This window comes from Occallatibacter sp. (genome assembly GCF_035317045.1).
Taxonomy (GTDB): Bacteria; Acidobacteriota; Terriglobia; order Terriglobales; family Acidobacteriaceae; genus Telmatobacter.
The window spans coordinates 20,110-37,740 of record NZ_DATHHT010000029.1; the positions used below are offsets into that span (position 1 = coordinate 20,110).

13 protein-coding genes are annotated in these 17,631 nt (G+C 58.7%); 5 read left to right on the forward strand and 8 right to left on the reverse strand.

What is annotated here, in order from left to right:
• Positions 1 to 259: 259 nt before the first annotated feature.
• Together VK574_RS14415 and VK574_RS14420 are read left to right on the forward strand one after the other, a co-directional pair.
• Complete coding sequence (locus VK574_RS14415) at positions 260 to 2,035, forward strand: VWA domain-containing protein (protein ID WP_472800551.1); 1,776 nt, start codon at positions 260 to 262, stop codon at positions 2,033 to 2,035.
• A gap of 95 nt (positions 2,036 to 2,130) precedes the next feature.
• Entirely contained in the window at positions 2,131 to 2,625 is a 495-nt protein-coding gene (locus VK574_RS14420) for a DUF4126 family protein (protein ID WP_472800552.1), read from the forward strand.
• A gap of 14 nt (positions 2,626 to 2,639) precedes the next feature.
• Here the strand turns inward: VK574_RS14420 and VK574_RS14425 are convergent, their stop codons facing one another.
• Both VK574_RS14425 and VK574_RS14430 read right to left on the reverse strand, forming a co-directional pair.
• On the reverse strand, positions 2,640 to 4,514 hold the full coding sequence (locus VK574_RS14425; RefSeq protein WP_472800553.1) for a glycoside hydrolase family 35 protein: 1,875 nt from the start codon (positions 4,512 to 4,514) through the stop codon (positions 2,640 to 2,642).
• 96 nt (positions 4,515 to 4,610) lie between these two features.
• Positions 4,611 to 4,961 (reverse strand): ComEA family DNA-binding protein, encoded by a 351-nt coding sequence (locus VK574_RS14430; protein ID WP_472800554.1) that lies wholly within the window; start codon positions 4,959 to 4,961, stop codon positions 4,611 to 4,613.
• 190 nt (positions 4,962 to 5,151) lie between these two features.
• Here VK574_RS14430 and VK574_RS14435 point away from each other — a divergent pair, with 190 nt between their 5' ends.
• The gene (locus tag VK574_RS14435) at positions 5,152 to 6,351 is read left to right on the forward strand and encodes a hypothetical protein (protein ID WP_472800555.1); all 1,200 of its coding nucleotides are present in this window, start codon (positions 5,152 to 5,154) and stop codon (positions 6,349 to 6,351) included.
• Between the two features lie 45 nt (positions 6,352 to 6,396).
• On the opposite strand, the gene VK574_RS14440 is transcribed toward VK574_RS14435, so the two are convergent.
• Positions 6,397 to 6,924, reverse strand: coding sequence for a hypothetical protein (locus tag VK574_RS14440; protein WP_472800556.1), 528 nt, complete (start codon positions 6,922 to 6,924; stop codon positions 6,397 to 6,399).
• 284 nt (positions 6,925 to 7,208) lie between these two features.
• On the opposite strand from VK574_RS14440, the gene VK574_RS14445 reads away from it, so the two are divergent.
• Positions 7,209 to 8,327 carry an SGNH/GDSL hydrolase family protein gene (locus tag VK574_RS14445; RefSeq protein WP_472800557.1) on the forward strand — a complete coding sequence of 373 codons (1,119 nt, stop codon included), beginning with the start codon at positions 7,209 to 7,211 and terminating at the stop codon, positions 8,325 to 8,327.
• A gap of 65 nt (positions 8,328 to 8,392) precedes the next feature.
• On the opposite strand, the gene VK574_RS14450 is transcribed toward VK574_RS14445, so the two are convergent.
• The 5 genes from VK574_RS14450 to VK574_RS14470 all read right to left on the reverse strand — a co-directional run bounded on the left by VK574_RS14450 (position 8,393) and on the right by VK574_RS14470 (position 14,948).
• Complete coding sequence (locus VK574_RS14450; RefSeq protein ID WP_472800558.1) at positions 8,393 to 9,286, reverse strand: SMP-30/gluconolactonase/LRE family protein; 894 nt, start codon at positions 9,284 to 9,286, stop codon at positions 8,393 to 8,395.
• A gap of 119 nt (positions 9,287 to 9,405) precedes the next feature.
• Positions 9,406 to 11,733: a S41 family peptidase gene (locus tag VK574_RS14455; RefSeq protein WP_472800559.1), complete on the reverse strand. Its 2,328-nt coding sequence runs from the start codon at positions 11,731 to 11,733 to the stop codon at positions 9,406 to 9,408.
• Between the two features lie 78 nt (positions 11,734 to 11,811).
• Positions 11,812 to 12,612 (reverse strand): lysophospholipid acyltransferase family protein, encoded by an 801-nt coding sequence (locus VK574_RS14460; RefSeq protein ID WP_472800560.1) that lies wholly within the window; start codon positions 12,610 to 12,612, stop codon positions 11,812 to 11,814.
• Positions 12,609 to 14,066: a bifunctional folylpolyglutamate synthase/dihydrofolate synthase gene (locus VK574_RS14465; protein WP_472800561.1), complete on the reverse strand. Its 1,458-nt coding sequence runs from the start codon at positions 14,064 to 14,066 to the stop codon at positions 12,609 to 12,611. The genes VK574_RS14460 and VK574_RS14465 overlap by 4 nt, the downstream gene beginning before the upstream one ends.
• Before the next feature lie 96 nt (positions 14,067 to 14,162).
• On the reverse strand, positions 14,163 to 14,948 hold the full coding sequence (locus tag VK574_RS14470) for an alpha/beta fold hydrolase (RefSeq protein WP_472800562.1): 786 nt from the start codon (positions 14,946 to 14,948) through the stop codon (positions 14,163 to 14,165).
• Positions 14,949 to 15,540: 592 nt separating this feature from the next.
• On the opposite strand from VK574_RS14470, the gene VK574_RS14475 reads away from it, so the two are divergent.
• On the forward strand, positions 15,541 to 17,511 hold the full coding sequence (locus tag VK574_RS14475; RefSeq protein WP_472800678.1) for a PP2C family protein-serine/threonine phosphatase: 1,971 nt from the start codon (positions 15,541 to 15,543) through the stop codon (positions 17,509 to 17,511).
• Positions 17,512 to 17,631: the final 120 nt, after the last annotated feature.

Genomic DNA, 17,631 nt, shown 5'->3' on the forward strand with positions numbered 1-17,631 from the left:
GAGTGCGCCAGCCATGGGCGGATTCTCACCCCGTGATCGCCATCACCCGAAAACTCTCCAGCATAAAACGGCCCCGGCATCGCCGCCCAGGGAAAGTTCTTGCCGCCCTGACGCTTGAAGATTACGTCAGATGAGTGGAACCCTTCCGGCTTTGCGCCGCGGAAGCGGACCCGGAGTAGAATGCATTGTTGATTCCACGAGAATGCAGAGCAGGATCCGCAGGCTGTCGATGCAATGAGCGGATGCTCGAGGTAGGGTCATGGGCCGTTTTCCAATGCTTCTGATAACCACGGCAGTGAGCGTAGTTGCTGTGTTTTCTGCGCCGGTTCAGAGTGGAGCGCAGAAAACATCTTCCAGGCCCACATCCACTGATCAGGCACCGGGCGGGTACGTGTTTCGATCGAATGTGCGGCGTGTCCCACTGGACGTGGTTGTGCTCGACAAGAGCGGCAACCCGGTACGCGGATTAACGAAGGATGACTTTGTGGTGGAGGAAGATCGAAATCCGCAGAGCGTACTGTCGTTTGAGTTTTTCGACGGAACCACCCCCGCCTTTGTGCCGCCCAAAGTTCCGGCGCTGCCTTCGAACACGTTTGTCGACTTGCCGACTGTGTCGGAGCGCGGACCGCTCTACGTTCTGTACTACGACATGGTGAACACTCCGATAGCCCAGCAGATGGAAGCCTACAAGCAGCTGCTGGATTTTGTGGACCACGCCCAGCCGGGAACGCGCATTGCCCTGTTTGCGAACATGGCGGGACTGCACCTGCTGCAGGGATTCACAACCGACCATGAGTTGCTGCGCGCCGCGATTCTGTCGAAAGGGCCCGGGCCGCACCTGCCGAAAGTCTTCCTCTATGGAAACACCTATGGATATGAAGACGCCGGCGCAGTGCTATCCAGCCTGAAGTTCATAGCCCAGTACCTGAACGGGATTCCTGGCAGAAAGAATCTGTTCTGGCTTTCGGGCGAATTTCCGATTCCTGTGGGCTCCACAATGTCGGGCCACAACTCGGATACGGGTGTGAGTGGCGGCTTTTCCAGCTCAACCATACAGATCAACGACCTGACTTACCTGGAAAGCCAGTTGATCAAGGAAACGTATGCGGCCCTTGCAAGCAGCCAGGTAGCCCTCTATCCCGTGAACCTGAATGGGGTGGCGGGTGGCGGCGACTCGGTCGCTGAGTCCAGTCACGAAGACGCTATAGCCGAGGCCACCGGCGGTCATGCCTACTACGCGAGCAACAAGGTTGCCGAACTCCTCGACAAAGCCGTGGACAACGGTGAGAGCTACTACTCGCTGATCTATTCGTCGACGAATACGAAATACGATGGCTCGGAGCGGCATATCCGCGTGACATTGGCCGACAAGAACAAGAATGATGTGCTGACCTATCGGACCCTCTACTACGGCCTGTCGGACGATGAGGCCCAGGAATCGCACACCAAGCAAGTGACGCAGCAGAAGTTCCTGGCGGCAAAGCAGGCCGACACGTTGTATGCCACGGTGGAGCATGGAGCGCCTATGGTCCACGATCTCTTGTTTGTCGCGCACATGGCTGCGGCAGGCAAGCCGCGCATGGCAAGCGCCGAACAGATGAAGTTGCTGGAAGATTCGCCGGCCTATTTTCGCACCCGCAAGAAAAGCCAGGTAGTGAAGCCGCTAACGCCCGTCAATCTGCAGCAATACGTGATCGACTACGACGTAATCGATCCGCCGCTGAGAGCGCTTGCGGCGAAACAGAAATCGCAGGAACTGGAGTTTGCTGCTGCCGCTTACACCAACGATGGGGTTTTGCTGAACAGCATTCTGAACAAGGGCGCGATTGCCAGCGAGCGGCATTCCGACGGCAAGGTCGACAACAAGTTCCACGCGGTGCAGCAACTGGAGGTGCCTCCTGGCGCTGCGTATATTCGTGTGGTTGTGCGCAACCCTCAGGACGATCGCACCGGCGCCCTCGAAGTCACACTGCCTCTGAAACAGGAAACGCAAACGGCCGCCGTGAATCCCGAAAAGAAGAGTGAGCGCAATTAACTGCGCCGATTCTCTTCATCGGAGATGATCGATATTTCCGATGGAATGCTGCAACAGACCGCGTGCCAGCGTCATCGTACGAGCGGAGGGTTTGAATGCGAGTGCCGTTGACGTGTGCGTTCTTGTTAGGCGTGGCGGGCGGTGCGCGAACCATGCTGCCGGCGGCTGCGGTGAGCCGGGCGGTCCGCGCGGGATCGGTGCACACGGAAGGCACTCCTTGGGCTTTTCTGGAAGGCCGAAACCTGAATCGCCTCCTTGTAGGCCTGGCGCTGGTCGAGATTGTCGCTGACAAGCTGCCGATGACGCCGAGCCGCAAACAGTCCGCGGCGTTTACTGCGCGCGTGATCAGCGGAGCTCTTGCTGGAGCCGCTGTGGGTGCGGCTTCGCGACGGGCGGCGTTGGGGATGCTGCTGGGAATGGCTGGCGCGATCGTCGGCACGGAGGGCGGCGCGGCATTCCGATCCTGGTTGGCGTCTCTGTTCGATCGAGACCTTCCGGCAGCGGTGATCGAAGATCTTGTGGCCCTGGCGTTGATCGGGTATGTGACCAGCAAACTCAAAGACTGCGCGTTGCCGACCGAGGCAGCTTGATTTAGAAACCCAGCCTAGTGAGATGACGACGGGCCGTAGTCCGCGTGGTCGGCGGTGGTGAGGGATTCGGCGGCGGTGCCGTTGAGGTCGAAGACGATAATGGCGTTGCCGCCGCGATGGAGCCAGGGTCCCGGCGTGTACAGCGAGAACTCAGGGCCGACATCCCAGAAACGTCCCAGGGGACGCGTCTCGAGAAAGGCCATTCCTTTTGAAAGACCGTGTGTATTCAGGAAGGTGTCTTCCACTTTTGGGTCGGCGGGGCTCCCGGTCCCGGGCACGTTCATTGTGAAGCGGTAGAAGCACGGTCCCTGACAGGAATCTGAGCCAAATTTCATATCGGCAATGTCCTTCAAAGGCAGCGAATAGATTTGCCAGTGCTGTGGCTGGCTGCCTGCGATTGTCACCGAGCCGGTAATGCCCTTGCGCTCGGTGAGGATCACCTTGGTGAAATTCACACGACCCGTGTTTTCCACAAGAATGTCGAGGGTAGCTGGGCGAAGAACTGACTGCCATGGAAGCGCCAGATGCGACTGGCCGAGGCGACGATCGAGCGTGCCAAACAGCTTTTGATCGATGTAGATCTGCGCATAGTCGTGCAGTCCATCAATCACGAGATCGCCCCCGTTGACTGCCTTCAATTGAGTCCGGTAGAGGATATAGCCGTACGACTGATCGAGATCTTCCATGGTGAGAAGCTTGTCTGACTCGACGGGCTTGGGCAGATTCTGCCAGAGAGAGGTAGACTGCGGATGCGGATCGACAGGGTAGGTGCTGGCTGGCGCGGATGGCCGAAGATCAGGCGGAGTCTTTCCGGTAACGCGGGCAATAGCTTCACGGAACGCGGTGAATTTGGCCGTGGGCTGGCCGCCTTCGTTTAGCGGCGCGTCGTAGTCGTAGCTGGTGGTGTCCGGCTCGTAGTTGCTGCCGTTGCTGTTGGCACCATTCATCCAACCGAAGCTGGTGCCACCGTGAAACATGTACATGCTGACGGAGTAGCCCTGGCGCAGCATCCATTCATATTCCGCCGCGTTCGAAGCAGCGTCGGTCGTATGGTGATGCTCGCCCCAGTGATCGAACCACCCGGCCCAGTATTCGCCGGACATGAAGGGGCCGTCGGGACGCAGCTTCTTGAGAGTGGCGAAGCTGCTTCGCGCATCGCCCGTGCCGAAATTGATGACAACAGGCAATTCAGGAAGCGAACCGTTGGGAACCTGCTCGGCGCCGTCGGCGGTGTAGAGCAGCGTGTCGGGCGCGGCGAGCCCTGATGCGAGGAGCGCCGACTTCACGGCTTGCATATACGCATGGTCGTTGCCGAAGGAGCCGTATTCGTTTTCGACCTGGATGGCAATGATGGGGCCGCCGTTCTTCATCAGCAGCGGCGCAACTTCTTTCGCCAGTCGCGCAAACCAACTGTTCATAGCGGCTATATATTTTGGGTCCGTCGAACGGAGTGTGAGATTGCGGTCTTTCAGAAGCCACGAGGGATAGCCCCCGAGGTCCCATTCCGCGCAAACGTAAGGGCCGGGTCGGAGGATGACGTTCAGGCCCTCCTGCTGCGCCTCCCGGATGTATTCCGCCACATCGTTCTGGCCGGAGAAGTCGTAGACCCCGGGGCGCGGTTCGTGAAGATTCCAGAAGACGTACGTGGTGATGGTGTTCAGGCCCATGGCGCGCGCTTTGCGGAAACGGTCGCGCCAGTAGGCACGCGGCACACGCGGGTAATGCATCTCGCCGGAGAGGATCTGGTAGGGGTGGCCGTCAAATTGAAACTGACCATTCGCGATAGCAAAGGTGTGTGTGGCGGATCCGGCTGGCTGCGCTGCCGAGTTTTGAGCAGAGACGAGAAACGCCGCGAGAATCAGAGTAATCGCAAAAAGTCTTCGGTTCATTCCACGAACGAGTTTAGCGCGGCGAGTTTAGAGCCCCGAAATGCAACCACGGATTCTTCCGTTGGTCGCTCACAGAGACACCGGATCGGTTGGGGTTTAGCGCGCTTCGATCTTGCCGGCGATGCGGTTGTATTCAGCTCGCGACACGATATGCCTCTTCGCTAGATCTTCAGAATCGCTGTAAGGGCGCCCCTCGATAATGCGCTGAGCAGAATCCTCATCAATGCCCGGGAGCCTCTTCAGATCGTCGGCCGAAGCACGGTTGATGTTGATGGTCCGCTGCTCCTTCAGGCCTTGCACCACTCCCTGGGCCGCAGCCTTGGCGTCGCGTGCAGCGGTCGATGTGGCGCGGGCTGTCTGCTCGCGAATTTCGTCGGGGCTGCGATCGTGAGGAGTACAGCCAGTGAGTGCGATGAGCGCCAGCGGAACCAGGACAAAAAGCCTCATACTGGTTTTGATGCTTTTGCGCAGCTCGAGGGTGGTTGGTGGATTTAATCTGAGGTGCCGTCGGGCGCTGGCGTATGCCCTGTTCATATCGATGGGATTTGGACTGCCGCTATACGCGCAAGGTCCATCTGCTCAGGATCCCACATCGTCCGCAGATAGGGGTAAGCCCGATGGCGGGATGATGCGCCTGATGAATCAGATGCATCCGAAAGACTTTATCCAGGAAATCGAGCATCACGCTGCGTCGGGAACAAGCGCAGAGCCAGCCTCAACGCCGGCGCCGATGCTCATGACAATGAAGAGCGTGTGGATGCTGATGTTCCACGCAAACGCGTTTGTCGCAGATACGCAGCAAACCAGCCCGCGCGGCGGCGACAAGCTCTTTTCCACAAACTGGTTTATGCCGATGGCGGAGCGCGAGTGGGGGCCGGGACAATTGACGCTGCGCGCGATGTTCAGCCTGGAGCCGGCGACCGTAACAGGCGAGCGGTACCCGCTGCTTTTTCAGCAGGGCGAGACGGCTTACGGGGTGCCGATCGCAGACGGGCAGCATCCCCATAACTTCTTCATGGAGGTTGCGGCGCTCTACGACTTGCACGTGGGCGACAAGGGGCTGGTTAGCTTATACGTGGCGCCGGAGGGAGATCCAGCGATTGGACCAACCGCTTACCCGCACAGGGCTTCGGCGCTCGAAAATCCAGTCGGCACGCTCGGACATCACCAGGAGGACTCCACGCATATTGCCAACGACGTGGTGACGCTGGGAGCGACGTACGGAATCGCGCGCGTTGAGGCGAGCGGCTTTCATGGACGCGAACCGGATGAGCATCGGTGGAACTTTGAACAAGGCAAGGTGGATTCATGGGCCACCCGGCTGACTGTTCAGCCGGGGCAGAACTGGAGCGGACAGTTTTCGTACGCGCGCATTACCAGCCCGGAGGCCCTCTTTCCCGGTGAAGATCAGGAGAGAATGACGGCCTCGCTGATGTGCAACCGAAACGTTGCGCATGGAAATTGGGCGAGTTCGGCGGTTTGGGGCAGAACGCGATCCATTCAGGATTCCGCAAAGGAAAACAGTTATCTGCTGGAATCGACTTTGCAATTCAAGGAGCGGAATTACGCATGGATCCGGCTGGAGAATGCAGGAAGAAGCAATGAGCTGCTGCTGGGTGAACATGCATTGCCGCCCGCGTTCCGAGAAGAACCGCTGACGCATGTGCAGGCATACACGTTTGGCTACGACCGCGATGTGAATGCCATACCCAATGTATCGACCGCGATCGGCGCGCAGGTTACGACCTATGGAGTCGGGCGTCCACTGCAACCAATTTATGGGACAGATCCGATAGCTGTTCAGGTGTTTGTACGCGTGAGAATGAAAGGAAAGTGAGCTCAATTTCGGAAGGTCGTCGCTTCAAATTGAGCGTCTGATTCCCTATTTCCTCGAACCGGTCCATTCAAGATAGGACTTCCAGTCCGGCTGGCCGGTCATGCGCATTTGAAACTTGCCGGACATGACCGTTCCCTTAAGTTCGTAAAGAAGCCGGAACTGCGGGCCTGGCTGGTGCGGGTCCGAGAGAAATTCGGCCGAGGTCGGCGTGGGCGCGGTGACCGCGTAGTGGATGACGTGCCCCTCGTTGTCGAAATAGATCGCGCGCAGCGGTTGGCCGGGCGCGTCCGCATAGATATAGAGCATGTCGCTGTGTTCGCAGTTGAAGTCGGCCGGGCCCTTGCACCTGGCCGTGTCGCTGATGCTGTGGCGAGCGATGACGTGTCCATTCAGTTCAGTCTGAAAAGTGTATGCGCCGACCGCTGTCACCGAGGGATTATTGATCGCCCCGGCTTCCCAAGTGCCGACCAGAAACGAAATCGGCTGGAAGGGATCGGTCTCCTGCCGAGGTGTATCCTGTGCCACCGCGGGCATCGCAAGCATCAGCGCGGAAACCCACACCAGAAATTTCATAGCTTCCTTTCTGTCTAGACACGTCTTCATGGCGAGCGCCCTCAAGGAATGAACGCGTGAGAATCCTGGGCGACCGGTGTTGGCAGTCTAGCGCAATCGTGAGGGGATCTCGTTGAAGTGGACGCGCTGCTGTTTGCGGAGTACACTTCGGCTTCTCCGGCTTCCCCGCCCGATGGTGCGATCACTCCGATCAATTCGCCCGGGAATTGAAATAGTGGATGTCTACCTTTTGCGCGGCCAGAATCTGCCAGGTTGCCAAATTCTCTTGTTGGAAAGGACTTTCGATGCGAATCGACACCTTCACCGCGAAACCTGATGTTTTTGTCGCAAAACAAGTGACCACACTCCGGCAATCCACAACGTGCACCGCATCTTTCTCTCTTGGCATGCGCGTCGGCATTTGCTTCCTGTCGGCTCTGCTGCTGACCTTCAGCCCTTTCGGTGCATATGCCAAGGCCGCAGCGAAAGCTCCCGAATTTACCTCGATTATCGTTTTCGGCGACTCGCTCTCCGACACGGGAAATGTTGCACACCTGACCTGGGACAAGTACGGATTCCGCGTGCCGGGGCCGATTGCCGACTACACCGACGGGCGATTCACGGATGGCTTCGACACAGTGCCACCTGCGCAGCTCTATTCCGGAGTGTGGATCGAGCAACTGGCTGACTCGGTGCCGTCAAAGCCGGAAGTGAAGAACTCGCTCGACGGGGGAACCGACTACGCATATGGATTCGCCACCACGGGTTCCGGCACCAGCGTATTCACCTTCGGGCCGGGGAATGCACTTTCAGTCAACGTAGAGAATATCGGCCAGCAAATTACCGACTATCTCGCAACCCATCCGAAAATCACTCCGAAGACACTTTTCGTGGTGTGGGGAGGCGCCAACGACCTGATCAACGCTACCTCAGAGAACGACATAATCGATGCCGGTATCAATCAGACGCTCAACATCCAGCGGCTTATCGATGCCGGAGCCACGCGACTCATCGTGCCGAACCTGCCGCCGCTGGGACTGGTTCCGCGGCTCAATAGCTCTCCCTTGACCTCGGTTCCGGCAACCGAAGCCAGCGCTCTCTATAACTCCGTTCTCAGCGCCGGGATCTCATTGCTTTTCGAGTTCAATTCCACCAAACACCTGCAGATCGCGCAGTTCGATGTCTTCTCTCTGTTCAACCACATCGTCTCCGCGCCGGCAACCTACTCATTTGTGAACGTCACAGCGAGTTCACAGGGTATGGCGGTCGACCCGGACACCTATCTCTTCTGGGACGATCTGCACCCCACCACGCACGGACACCATATTCTCGCGGTTACCGCAGCCAGCATTCTGGCGCGCAGCAATTGCAAGGATAAGGCAGCCAATGCCGGCGCAGAAGTTTGCAGAAGTGCTGTACCTTGATCCAGAAACAGCGGAAATCGGACAAACGATCTCGACTGGAACGTCGCGCGAGCCGTGCTCTTTGTTTATGGCAGTCCTGCGTGGGGCACGTTGACTCTTGTCATCAGGATCGAGGCGCGATGGTTGTCCGCGACTTCTGGTTCGCGGAAGGTGGGTGCGACGCAGGCAAAGAGCGTACAGCCGTCTTCACCACCCAGCATGCAGGCGAAAGCATTGTCGTCGCCCGTCTTGCGTTCTTCAAGAATGTTGCCGCCTTCGGCGACACGGAGCAGACGGTTGTTGAGGACGTCGGCCACCCAGATCGCGCCTTCGGCGTCGAGACAGATTCCATCGGGCACCACCTCTGCGCGTGCAAGGATCTCGGCCACGTCGTTGGTAGTGGGAGGATCGCCAAACTCGGCCCAGATTCTGCGTTCGCTTAATATATTGCCCGAGACGGTGAACGCGCTCAGCCTGTTTGCCATGGTTTCGGCAACAATGAGCGTACGGCGGTCAGCAGTAAGAACGGTGCCGTTTGGGAAGTTGAGTCCGTCGGCCGCGAACTTGGCGGTGCCGTTGGGATCAACACAGATGATCGCGGTGGGACGGGCCTGCGCGCCGCGCATCAGATCGAAACCAAAGTTGCCGACCCAGGCACGACCCTCGTGGTCCACGAGCATGTCGTTCACCTGCCAGGGGGCCAGGGCGGACAGGTCGGCATGCTCGACCAGAGAACCGTCGTGCTCGCGTCGCAGGATTTTGCGATCGAGCATCGACGTGATCAGCAAGCGGCCGTCGGGAAGGAACCCGAGGCCGCAGGGGAGTTGTCCAGGAGTGTGCACGTAGATTTCCGCGGTTCCATCCATGGCCACGGCGAGAACGCGATAGGTGTAGCGGTCGGAGACATAGAGGCGTCCGTCGCGCCATCTTGGGCACTCGGTAAACGACAGGCCGCCGATCAGGGTCGTAAATTCCGGCAACAGATTCTCCAGCTCAACGTATAGCGGGGAGATTAGCACGCGAGGATGTGGCTCACCGGTCTTTCCACAGCATGAGGCTAATAGAATTCGTCGCGAGCCAGGCGAGATATTGCGAAGGCCTACATGGTCGGCGTGGGTTGAAGTGCGATGTCAGGCTTTGCGAGCTTTTCAACGGTCGCCTCTGGAACCCCGGGACCGAGGATCTGGCGGATCGCGGTCTCTAGCACTTCATCGCGGCCGGCCTTGATCCCTGAGAGAGTTGGCTTCGCTTCAACGTCTGGAACAATGCCAATGCGCTGGGTAGGACGGCGGTCGGCGTAGAAGACGCCAATCCCGCTGATCATGGTGCTCAAGCCACCGGGCAGGGGAATCTGGGAGACGTTGCCATCCGCGCCGGCAGTAGTACTGCCAACGATGATGGCGCCCGGGGCGGAACGCAGTGCCATCGCTGTGTATTCCGCCTGGCTTACCGAAGTCTCATCAACAAGGATCAGGATCTTGCCGTTGTAGTGGTCCGAAGCCGGATCGATGATCGCGGTGTTTCCGAAATGGAACGCACCAGGATTAGCGAGATCGGGCATAGTGAAGATGGCAAAGGGCGTGGAGTTTTTCACCAGATGAGAACCAAGCGCGAATGGCACAAACTCCGAGGGATAGTTGCGGATGTCGATGATGAGGCCTTTTGTGTTGGCAGCGCGCTGGATGTCTTTCAGCGCATCGGCGGCTTTGATAGTGGAAAGTTTGAGATAAGCGACATCATGTGAGAGCAAGCGGAATGTATCGCCGGGCAGATCATTCCATTTAGGAGACGAGTCGCCTTGCACGGGCTGGCGGTCGGCATGGAGTTCGATGTCCTTGCCGTCGCGGTGTACTCCGACTGTGACTGATTTGCACTCTCCGTTCGTGAGGCTATGGGCTATGTCGCGCCGCCGGGCCGCAGCGTTTGAATCAGCGTAGAACGGTGTCCACTCCTCGACGAGCTTCGACAGCGGAGTGCCGTCCAACGACTCGATGATGTCGCCAATGCGGAACGCAGAAGTCGAAGCGGGGTCCTTCGTGGCGAATCCGGAAATCGCGGCCTGACCTTCGACAAAGCGGACTTCGATGGGCAAGGCACATTTGCCAACCGGCGGCCTTACATCGAGCGAACTCCACAAATTGGCGTGGGTGTCATTGGCCTTGGCGACAAGCTCCAGCATTCCAAGCTGATAGGCGGTGCGATCTTTTGCAAGAGCGAGCTTGGGGATGAATTCGGTGAGCACGGCGGGCCAATTCTGGCCGGCATCGTTTCGGTAGGGCGACCAGTACTGCATGATGTTCCACCACCGGAACAGCGCGAGAAGCTGAAAGCCGGGATCGGGGAAGGCGACGCCCGCATAGGAAAGTTCATGCTGAAAATTTGGGTTCCCGACGCCGGGAGCCAGGCCGACATAGAACTGATCGCCGCCTGGACGATTTTGATAGATGCGCTGCAGTCGCATGCTCAGCGCCGAACCGAGCGTTGTAGTGTCGTGGATCCACGCGAGGTCCGGCTTCAGGGGCAGATCGTTGGCGGGCTCCGTTCGACACTGAGTTGCATTGCATGCGGGAATCTCGCCGAGGCTGTCGATCCATTGGACGATTGCTTCATTCGCGTGACTCCGATCGGACGCGGCGAGGATGCTCGGAAGGATGCGCAGAAGGTCGTAGTCCCAGTGGCGCTTGCCGGCGGCGACGGCGGGGTCGTGATACTTCAGGAATCCCCAAACGCGGCCGAGGGTGAAGAGGTTGTCAATCTGGTTTGCCGTTAGGGAAGAAAGAGCAATCTGTGATCCCTTGTCGAATTGGTGATCGGTATCGAGCACGGTGAGGGGCCGGTTCATCGGCTTTGCTTCCGCGATGGGTTTTCCGTCGACCAGGAGGCGAAGATCGTCTGCCCACAGGGTTCCGGTGCCGGAGAGAAGAACTCCAAAGACGAGCTGGCGCGCATCGGCATCGATGGGGAGTTTGATCGTGTACTCGGTCCACTCACGGGTACCATCAACATGCTGCGTGGCCATGTTTTCGAGCTTTAGCATTTGGCCCTCGCCGTCTTCACGCATCCAGAGGCCGGCATATCCAGCCACGTCCTTGGTGCGGAGATAACCGTGCAACTCAATTTCGCCGCCTGCGAAATCCACCGGTATGCTCCTGGTAATGACAGAGAAGCCGCCTTCGCTGGCGGTATTGCAATCGAAGCGAACCGACCAGCGGCCGGAATGTACAACCTGGTTGTCGACATTGACCATGGATGGGGGATTGGCGTACCACCCGTTGGGCGTCGTTCCCTTGGCTGTCGGTGCGAATGCAAGCGACTCCTGGATCGTGAGCCGTGCCGAGGGCGACTGCTGGCCGGAATTGGTTTGGCCGGCGAGAGAGAGGCTGAAGACAACAAGGGCAAACAACGCGCAGCGCTTCATGGCGAGCATCGTACTCCTTGAAGAACCAAGTAACTGTGAGCAACCGGGGTATTGGTTCAGCGGGAGGCAAAGAAACGATTGCCTTACTCAGTTCGCGACGCCACTCCCTGGGCGGTCAACCTCGCGAGGCCGGTCGAGAGGCACCTCCGCTCTCATTCTCTCGATCGCATCGCGCAATTGCGCGTTCAGCTCTTCCACCCGGCGCAGCGTCATGCCCGCTGTCGAGATCGGTTCGCCGACCGTCAGCGTGATTTCTCCTGGATAAAAGTGGCGGGTGTGCATGGGCAGCAGGTCGTAGACACCGCTTAGCGCAATCGGGACCAGCGGGACTTGGGCGCGGATTGCAAGGAACGCCGCTCCGGCGAGAAAGGGCTGCATGGTGCCGTCGGGTGTGCGGGCTCCCTCGGGAAATACAAACAACGGCATACCGGCACGTAGTGCGCGGACGGCAGTTCCAAGGCTGGAGACGGTGGAGCCGGAGCTGACGCTGTCCACCGGGATCTGGCCGGAGCGGTTGAGATGCCAGCCGATAAAGGGCATGGTCCACAGTTCTTTTTTGGCAAGGATGCGGAACTGGAAGGGAAGCGTGGAGAAAATGACAGGCGTATCCATATACGACGTATGGTTGGCGGCGTATACGGCGACAGCGTGTTTGCGAAGATTCTCCGCGCCTCGCACGGTGAGTCGCGCGCCGGAGATCTTCACGCAGCCGCGGGCCCAGATCCGGGCGATGCGGTGCTGGATGCGCCCACTCTTATCCCAAAGGGAAGCGAGGAGTGAGATGCATCCACAGATTGCCGTGTAGCAGAAGAAGAGCGGGGCTTGAAGAATATTGGTGCGCCAGCGGTAGAGACGGGGCAGCGGATCGGGGGGACGACGACGGGTCACGGAAGCTGGCCTACGCGTTCAATCGTCTCGCTGGCGCTTGAGGCTGGTGCTTGGGCGAGGAGGCGAGTGCGGACGTCGCCAACAAGGTAAACCGAGCCTGAGACGACGATGGGGCCGGAAGGGTTCGTCCTGGCGCTCTCGAGAGCCAGCTCGATGGCCTGGCTCACCGACGATGCGGCGAAAGCCGGCGTACCGGTAGAAGCGGCAGCGGCAAGCAAATCCTTTACCGGTGTGGCGCGCGTGCTGTGGATCGGAGCAAAGACTACCTTTTCAAAGATGGGAAAAAGGATGTGGGCCATCTCCACAACCGGCTTGTCGCGGAGGCAGCTGAAAACAAGTGTACCGAGAGACTGTCTGGGCAGCAGATCGCGGAGCCCGGCGCGCAAAGCCCATGCGCCGGCCGGGTTGTGCGCCACGTCGAGGATGAACTCGGTCGTGATGTGATTCTGGGGGTTCTCGACCCGGATGCGTTCGAGGCGAGCGGGCCAGCGGGTGCTGTGAATTCCCTCGGCGACCGACTTGGGAGTAACGCAGAAACCGTGGCTGATGGCGAGTTCCACTGCAGCTGCAATGGCGAGAGCGACGTTGCGATGCTGATGTGCTCCGCGCAGAGGCGAATCAACCTCAATGACCTGGCCAAGGACCTCAACCTTATAGATATGTTGCAGGTCGGAGTCGCCCGCGGACCGCATCGCGGTTTGTGCCGGATCGGCAAACGAATCAGCCGCAAGGTGAATGTCTGTTGCCGGCATAAAAGGCACGGCGCTTACGCCAAGGACTGAGAGAGATGTGGCGACTTCGCCAAGGACCTGGTTAGCCTCAGGATGTTGCGGAAGAGTAACGAGCGTGCCGCCGGGCCGGAGAATGCCGGCCTTCTCGCGCGCAATTTCGCTGATCGTCGAGCCGAGCCACTCCATGTGGTCAAGCGAGATGTCGGTGACGATGGAGAGCAGTGGATCGACAATATTGGTAGCGTCGAGGCGTCCACCGAGGCCCACTTCGAGAACGGCAATCTCAATCGCCGGTTCGGCAAAGTGCAGAAATGCCATCGCGGTGAGCATTTCGAAAAAACTCGGCGCCTGCGCCAGCTTCTTTTCTTCCACCAGTTTTTGCCCGGCGGCACGAACGCGGAAGAAGTTCTCAGCAAAGTCGGCATCGGAGATTTCTGTCCCGTCGATGCGGATGCGCTCATTCGGCCGCGCCAGGTGCGGCGACGTATAGAGGCCTGTACGCAGCCCGGAGGCCGAAAGAATGGAGGCCAGCGTGGCAGCCGTGGAGCCTTTTCCGTTGGTTCCAGCAATCAAAACTGACGGAAACGTCCGATGGGGATTACCAAGTGCGGTGAGAAGGACGGCAATCTCGCCGAGAGAGAATTTGCGGCGAGTCTGGCCGGTCTGCGTGGCGAGTTCAGGCGCCATGGCGGCTAAATGGTCGATGGCGGACTGGTAAGACATGGAAACTTCAGTATAGAAGAGCAGCGGTCAGGTGAAGTCACCTGTAATCGGTGAGGAATCAACGGCGGACACAGCAAGACACCGCAGGCTGAGGAATCAGAGGCTGTCGAGGAAGCTGCGGACTACGGAGTTGAAGGCGCCTGGGTTGTCGGTATGCAGGGCGTGACCGCCATCGAGGATGAGGAGATGTGTATCGGGACGGCGCTCTGCCATCTGCTCCATGTGCTCCTGCGACGTGACGTGGCTTTCGCAGCCGCGAAGGATGAGAGTGGGGCAGTCAGAAGCGAGCCAGTCAGCCCAGTGGTCGCCGACCGTGTTCTGCTGTGAGCGGACCATATCTTGCGGATCGAAGGCAAGGTGCCAACCATGATCGGAACGGCGGAATGAGTCGCTCAAATAGGGAACAAAACGGGCACCGACCCTCACCTCGAGTTGTTCGCGCGTGGAGAAGACGCCGCGCCAGGGAAGGACGAAGCCGATGTCGTCGGTGACCACCGCGCCGATGTCTTCAATAATGAGTGCCTTGACGCGTTCGGGATGACGGGCGGCGAACTGGTAGGCATTAACGCCGCCGAGCGAGTTGCCAAGGAGCACGGCCTGGGGCAAATCCAGAAGCGTAAGCAGGGCTTCAATATCGCCAAGGTAGTCCTCGCGCGTGTAGGTCGCGGCATGGCTGGAGTCGCCGTGGCCGCGTTGATCGGGAGCGATGACGCGATAGTCGGGCGCGAGGATGGCGGCAAGCGCTGCATAGGTAGATCCCTGCATCAGGTGCGCATGAAGAGCGAGCAGGGGAGGTCGCGTACCGGATGACGGCGAAGAGCCGGTGTCGAGGTACGAAAGCGTCAGGCCATCATGATGGAAAGTATGCCGTTGAAAATCCATTACACCTCGACCATTACATCTCGAATTGATGCTACATGGGCGAAATGATATGTGGTCGAATCTCGAGGGTTTGCAAGGAACTTTTGTGCGCTGTTTTCCTCGTAGATTTTGAGACGTGTGCAGAGTGTGGAAGACACGTCCGGTGTGGACGGCGGGGTGCCTGAAAGCACTGGATTGACGCGGTCGGGAACGCGCATTACACATAAGGGACAAAGGATTCACAGCAGGTTTTTCGCGGGCTGTGGGAGTGGTGGGAAATCAGGGACGCTGGTGAAGGGAAGCCGGCCAGATTTCCAAATATCCGGAGATGCACAGGCGCGATTTAGAAATCCGGCACCGAGGTAAAGCGGGTGTTGGGAAACAAGATAAGCCTGCTTTCCACTTTTCCAGCGACAACGACGGTTACTACGGGATATTTGATTACTACACTCACGAAAAACCCTATAACCGTCGCACCACGCCAGCCGTAGATCGATCTCGCAGGCGGCAATGGCGTATTGCTGCCTGCACGAACCGTCCGATAGACTGAGGCTCCCCATTCGAATCGAGTTCTAACATCGCGCGGGAACCGGAGGCTTGGCCGACAGTGCTGATGATTGCGCGACGGTGCAACAGACGTTCCAATAAACGGCGCATCGGATGGGTCTGCGCATGGCTATGCCTGGTTGCGACCGCCGCGATGGGCCAGGCCGTTGACGCGCAGTGGCACTCCGGCATGAAGGCGTTGAATGATGGCTGGCGCGAGCATGATGGCGATAGTTTTGCATGGGCCCAGCCGGGATTCGACGACAGTGGATGGCAGGTGGTCGATTTGGACAACCTGGGCGCCACGCAACCGGGATATCGGTGGTATCGCCTTCATTTAAAGCTGGCAAAGGAGCGTCCGCACGAGCACCTGCTGATGGTCGGAGGCTACGGAGTCTATGAGCTCTATCTGAATGGGAGCCGCGTTCCGGAAACTCGTTTGCGTTCGATGTTCCATGTAAAGCGGCCGACGGAACAAACAATCATTCTCCCGGACGACGTGGAAGACTTTACCTTGGCGCTGCGTACACATGCCCGCGCTTCGTACAGCATTTGGCACCTGCCGTTGTTTCTAACCGCAAACGTCGGTTCCGTGATTGCAATCGATGATGAGCGCGTCTCGTTTGAAAGCCAGCGCATGTACGCGGCCCTTCCCTCACTTGCCATCAATGGGTTGCTGCTTTTGGCAGGCCTGGGAGCGTTTGCGCTGTATGTGAGCCAAAACAAGAGCAGAGAATATCTCTGGCTTGGGCACTATCTGTTTTTGCTGGGACTTTCAAATGGGCTGCTGTATAGCGCAACCACGGGATTGGTGCCTCTTGCGTGGAACAACCAACTCGGCGATCCGTTGATCTACATGTACACGATCATGCAGATCGAGTTCACGTTCTGTTTTATCGGTCGCAAAGTGAGCCAAACCTGGCGCGTCTACGAGGCGCTTCTGGGGTTATCGATCTTCATCAACATTTTCAACACTCTTGGCTCATTGCGAACCGAAATCTATGTAACATTTGAGGCGCTCATCATTCTGCCCGCTGCCCTTCTGCTGCCGATCATGCTGCTGCTGTGGTATCGCAAGGGCAACCGCGAGGCGGGCTGGTTGATTGCACCAAGCCTTCTGCCAGGTGCCACAGCAGCGATGGGCGACCTCGGCAACATGTCCATCTTTTCCGGTTGGGGCAAGCTGGATTTCCTGGCCAATCCTGTTCCCGTGGGAGTGGTGTATTTCCAAGTTTCAGACATAGGCGATTTCCTCTTCCTCCTGGCGATCGCCGTGGTCATGTTCTTCCGCTTCACAAAGGTGAGTCGGGAACAGGCACGCGGCGCAGCGGAACTGGATGCTGCGCGCGAGATTCAACAGCGCCTGGTGCCGGCAAAGCTGCCGCAGGTGAAGGGGTACACAATCGAAGCTGCGTACTTCCCGGCACAGGAAGTTGGCGGGGATTTCTACCAGGTCTTCGAAGAGCGCGACGGAGCGCAACTGGTGGTAGTCGGAGATGTGAGCGGCAAGGGCCTGAAGGCAGCTATGACCAGTACTTTGGCATTGGGTGCTTTGCGCACACTGGCAAATGAAGGCCTGCGGCCGGGCGAGGTCCTGGCGCGCCTGAATCGCCAGATGGTGCAGACGGCCGATGGTGGATTCATCACGTGTGCATGCGTGCGTGTGGCCGAGTGTGGAGAGGTGACCGTTGCCAATGCCGGGCACCTGGCGCCGTATCGAAACGGCGTTGAGCTCCTGGTGAGCGCGGATCTGCCCCTGGGAATTTCGCCGGAAGAGATCTACGAGGAACGCACGTTCCAGTTGGATCCAGGCGACCGGCTGACTTTACTATCCGACGGTGTACTCGAGGCGCGCGATGCCCACGGCGTGTTGTTCGGCTTCGAGCGAACCAGGGCGATCAGCGCGCAGTCTGCGGAGTCAATTGCCGCCGCTGCACTGAAGTTTGGGCAGGAAGACGACATCACGGTGTTGATTCTGTCGCGGGTGGAGGCGGTCGTAGCGGTCGCGTCCGACGAAAATGCGCTGGCAACCAGCTAAGACCCAGTCCGGGAATCGAGAGCCGTGTGCCCAAATTGGCGCAATCCCCTATTTCGACTCCGGAATCCAGAGAAGTGCACTGGTTTTCCACGCACCTGTTTTTGTGAAGATGCATACAAT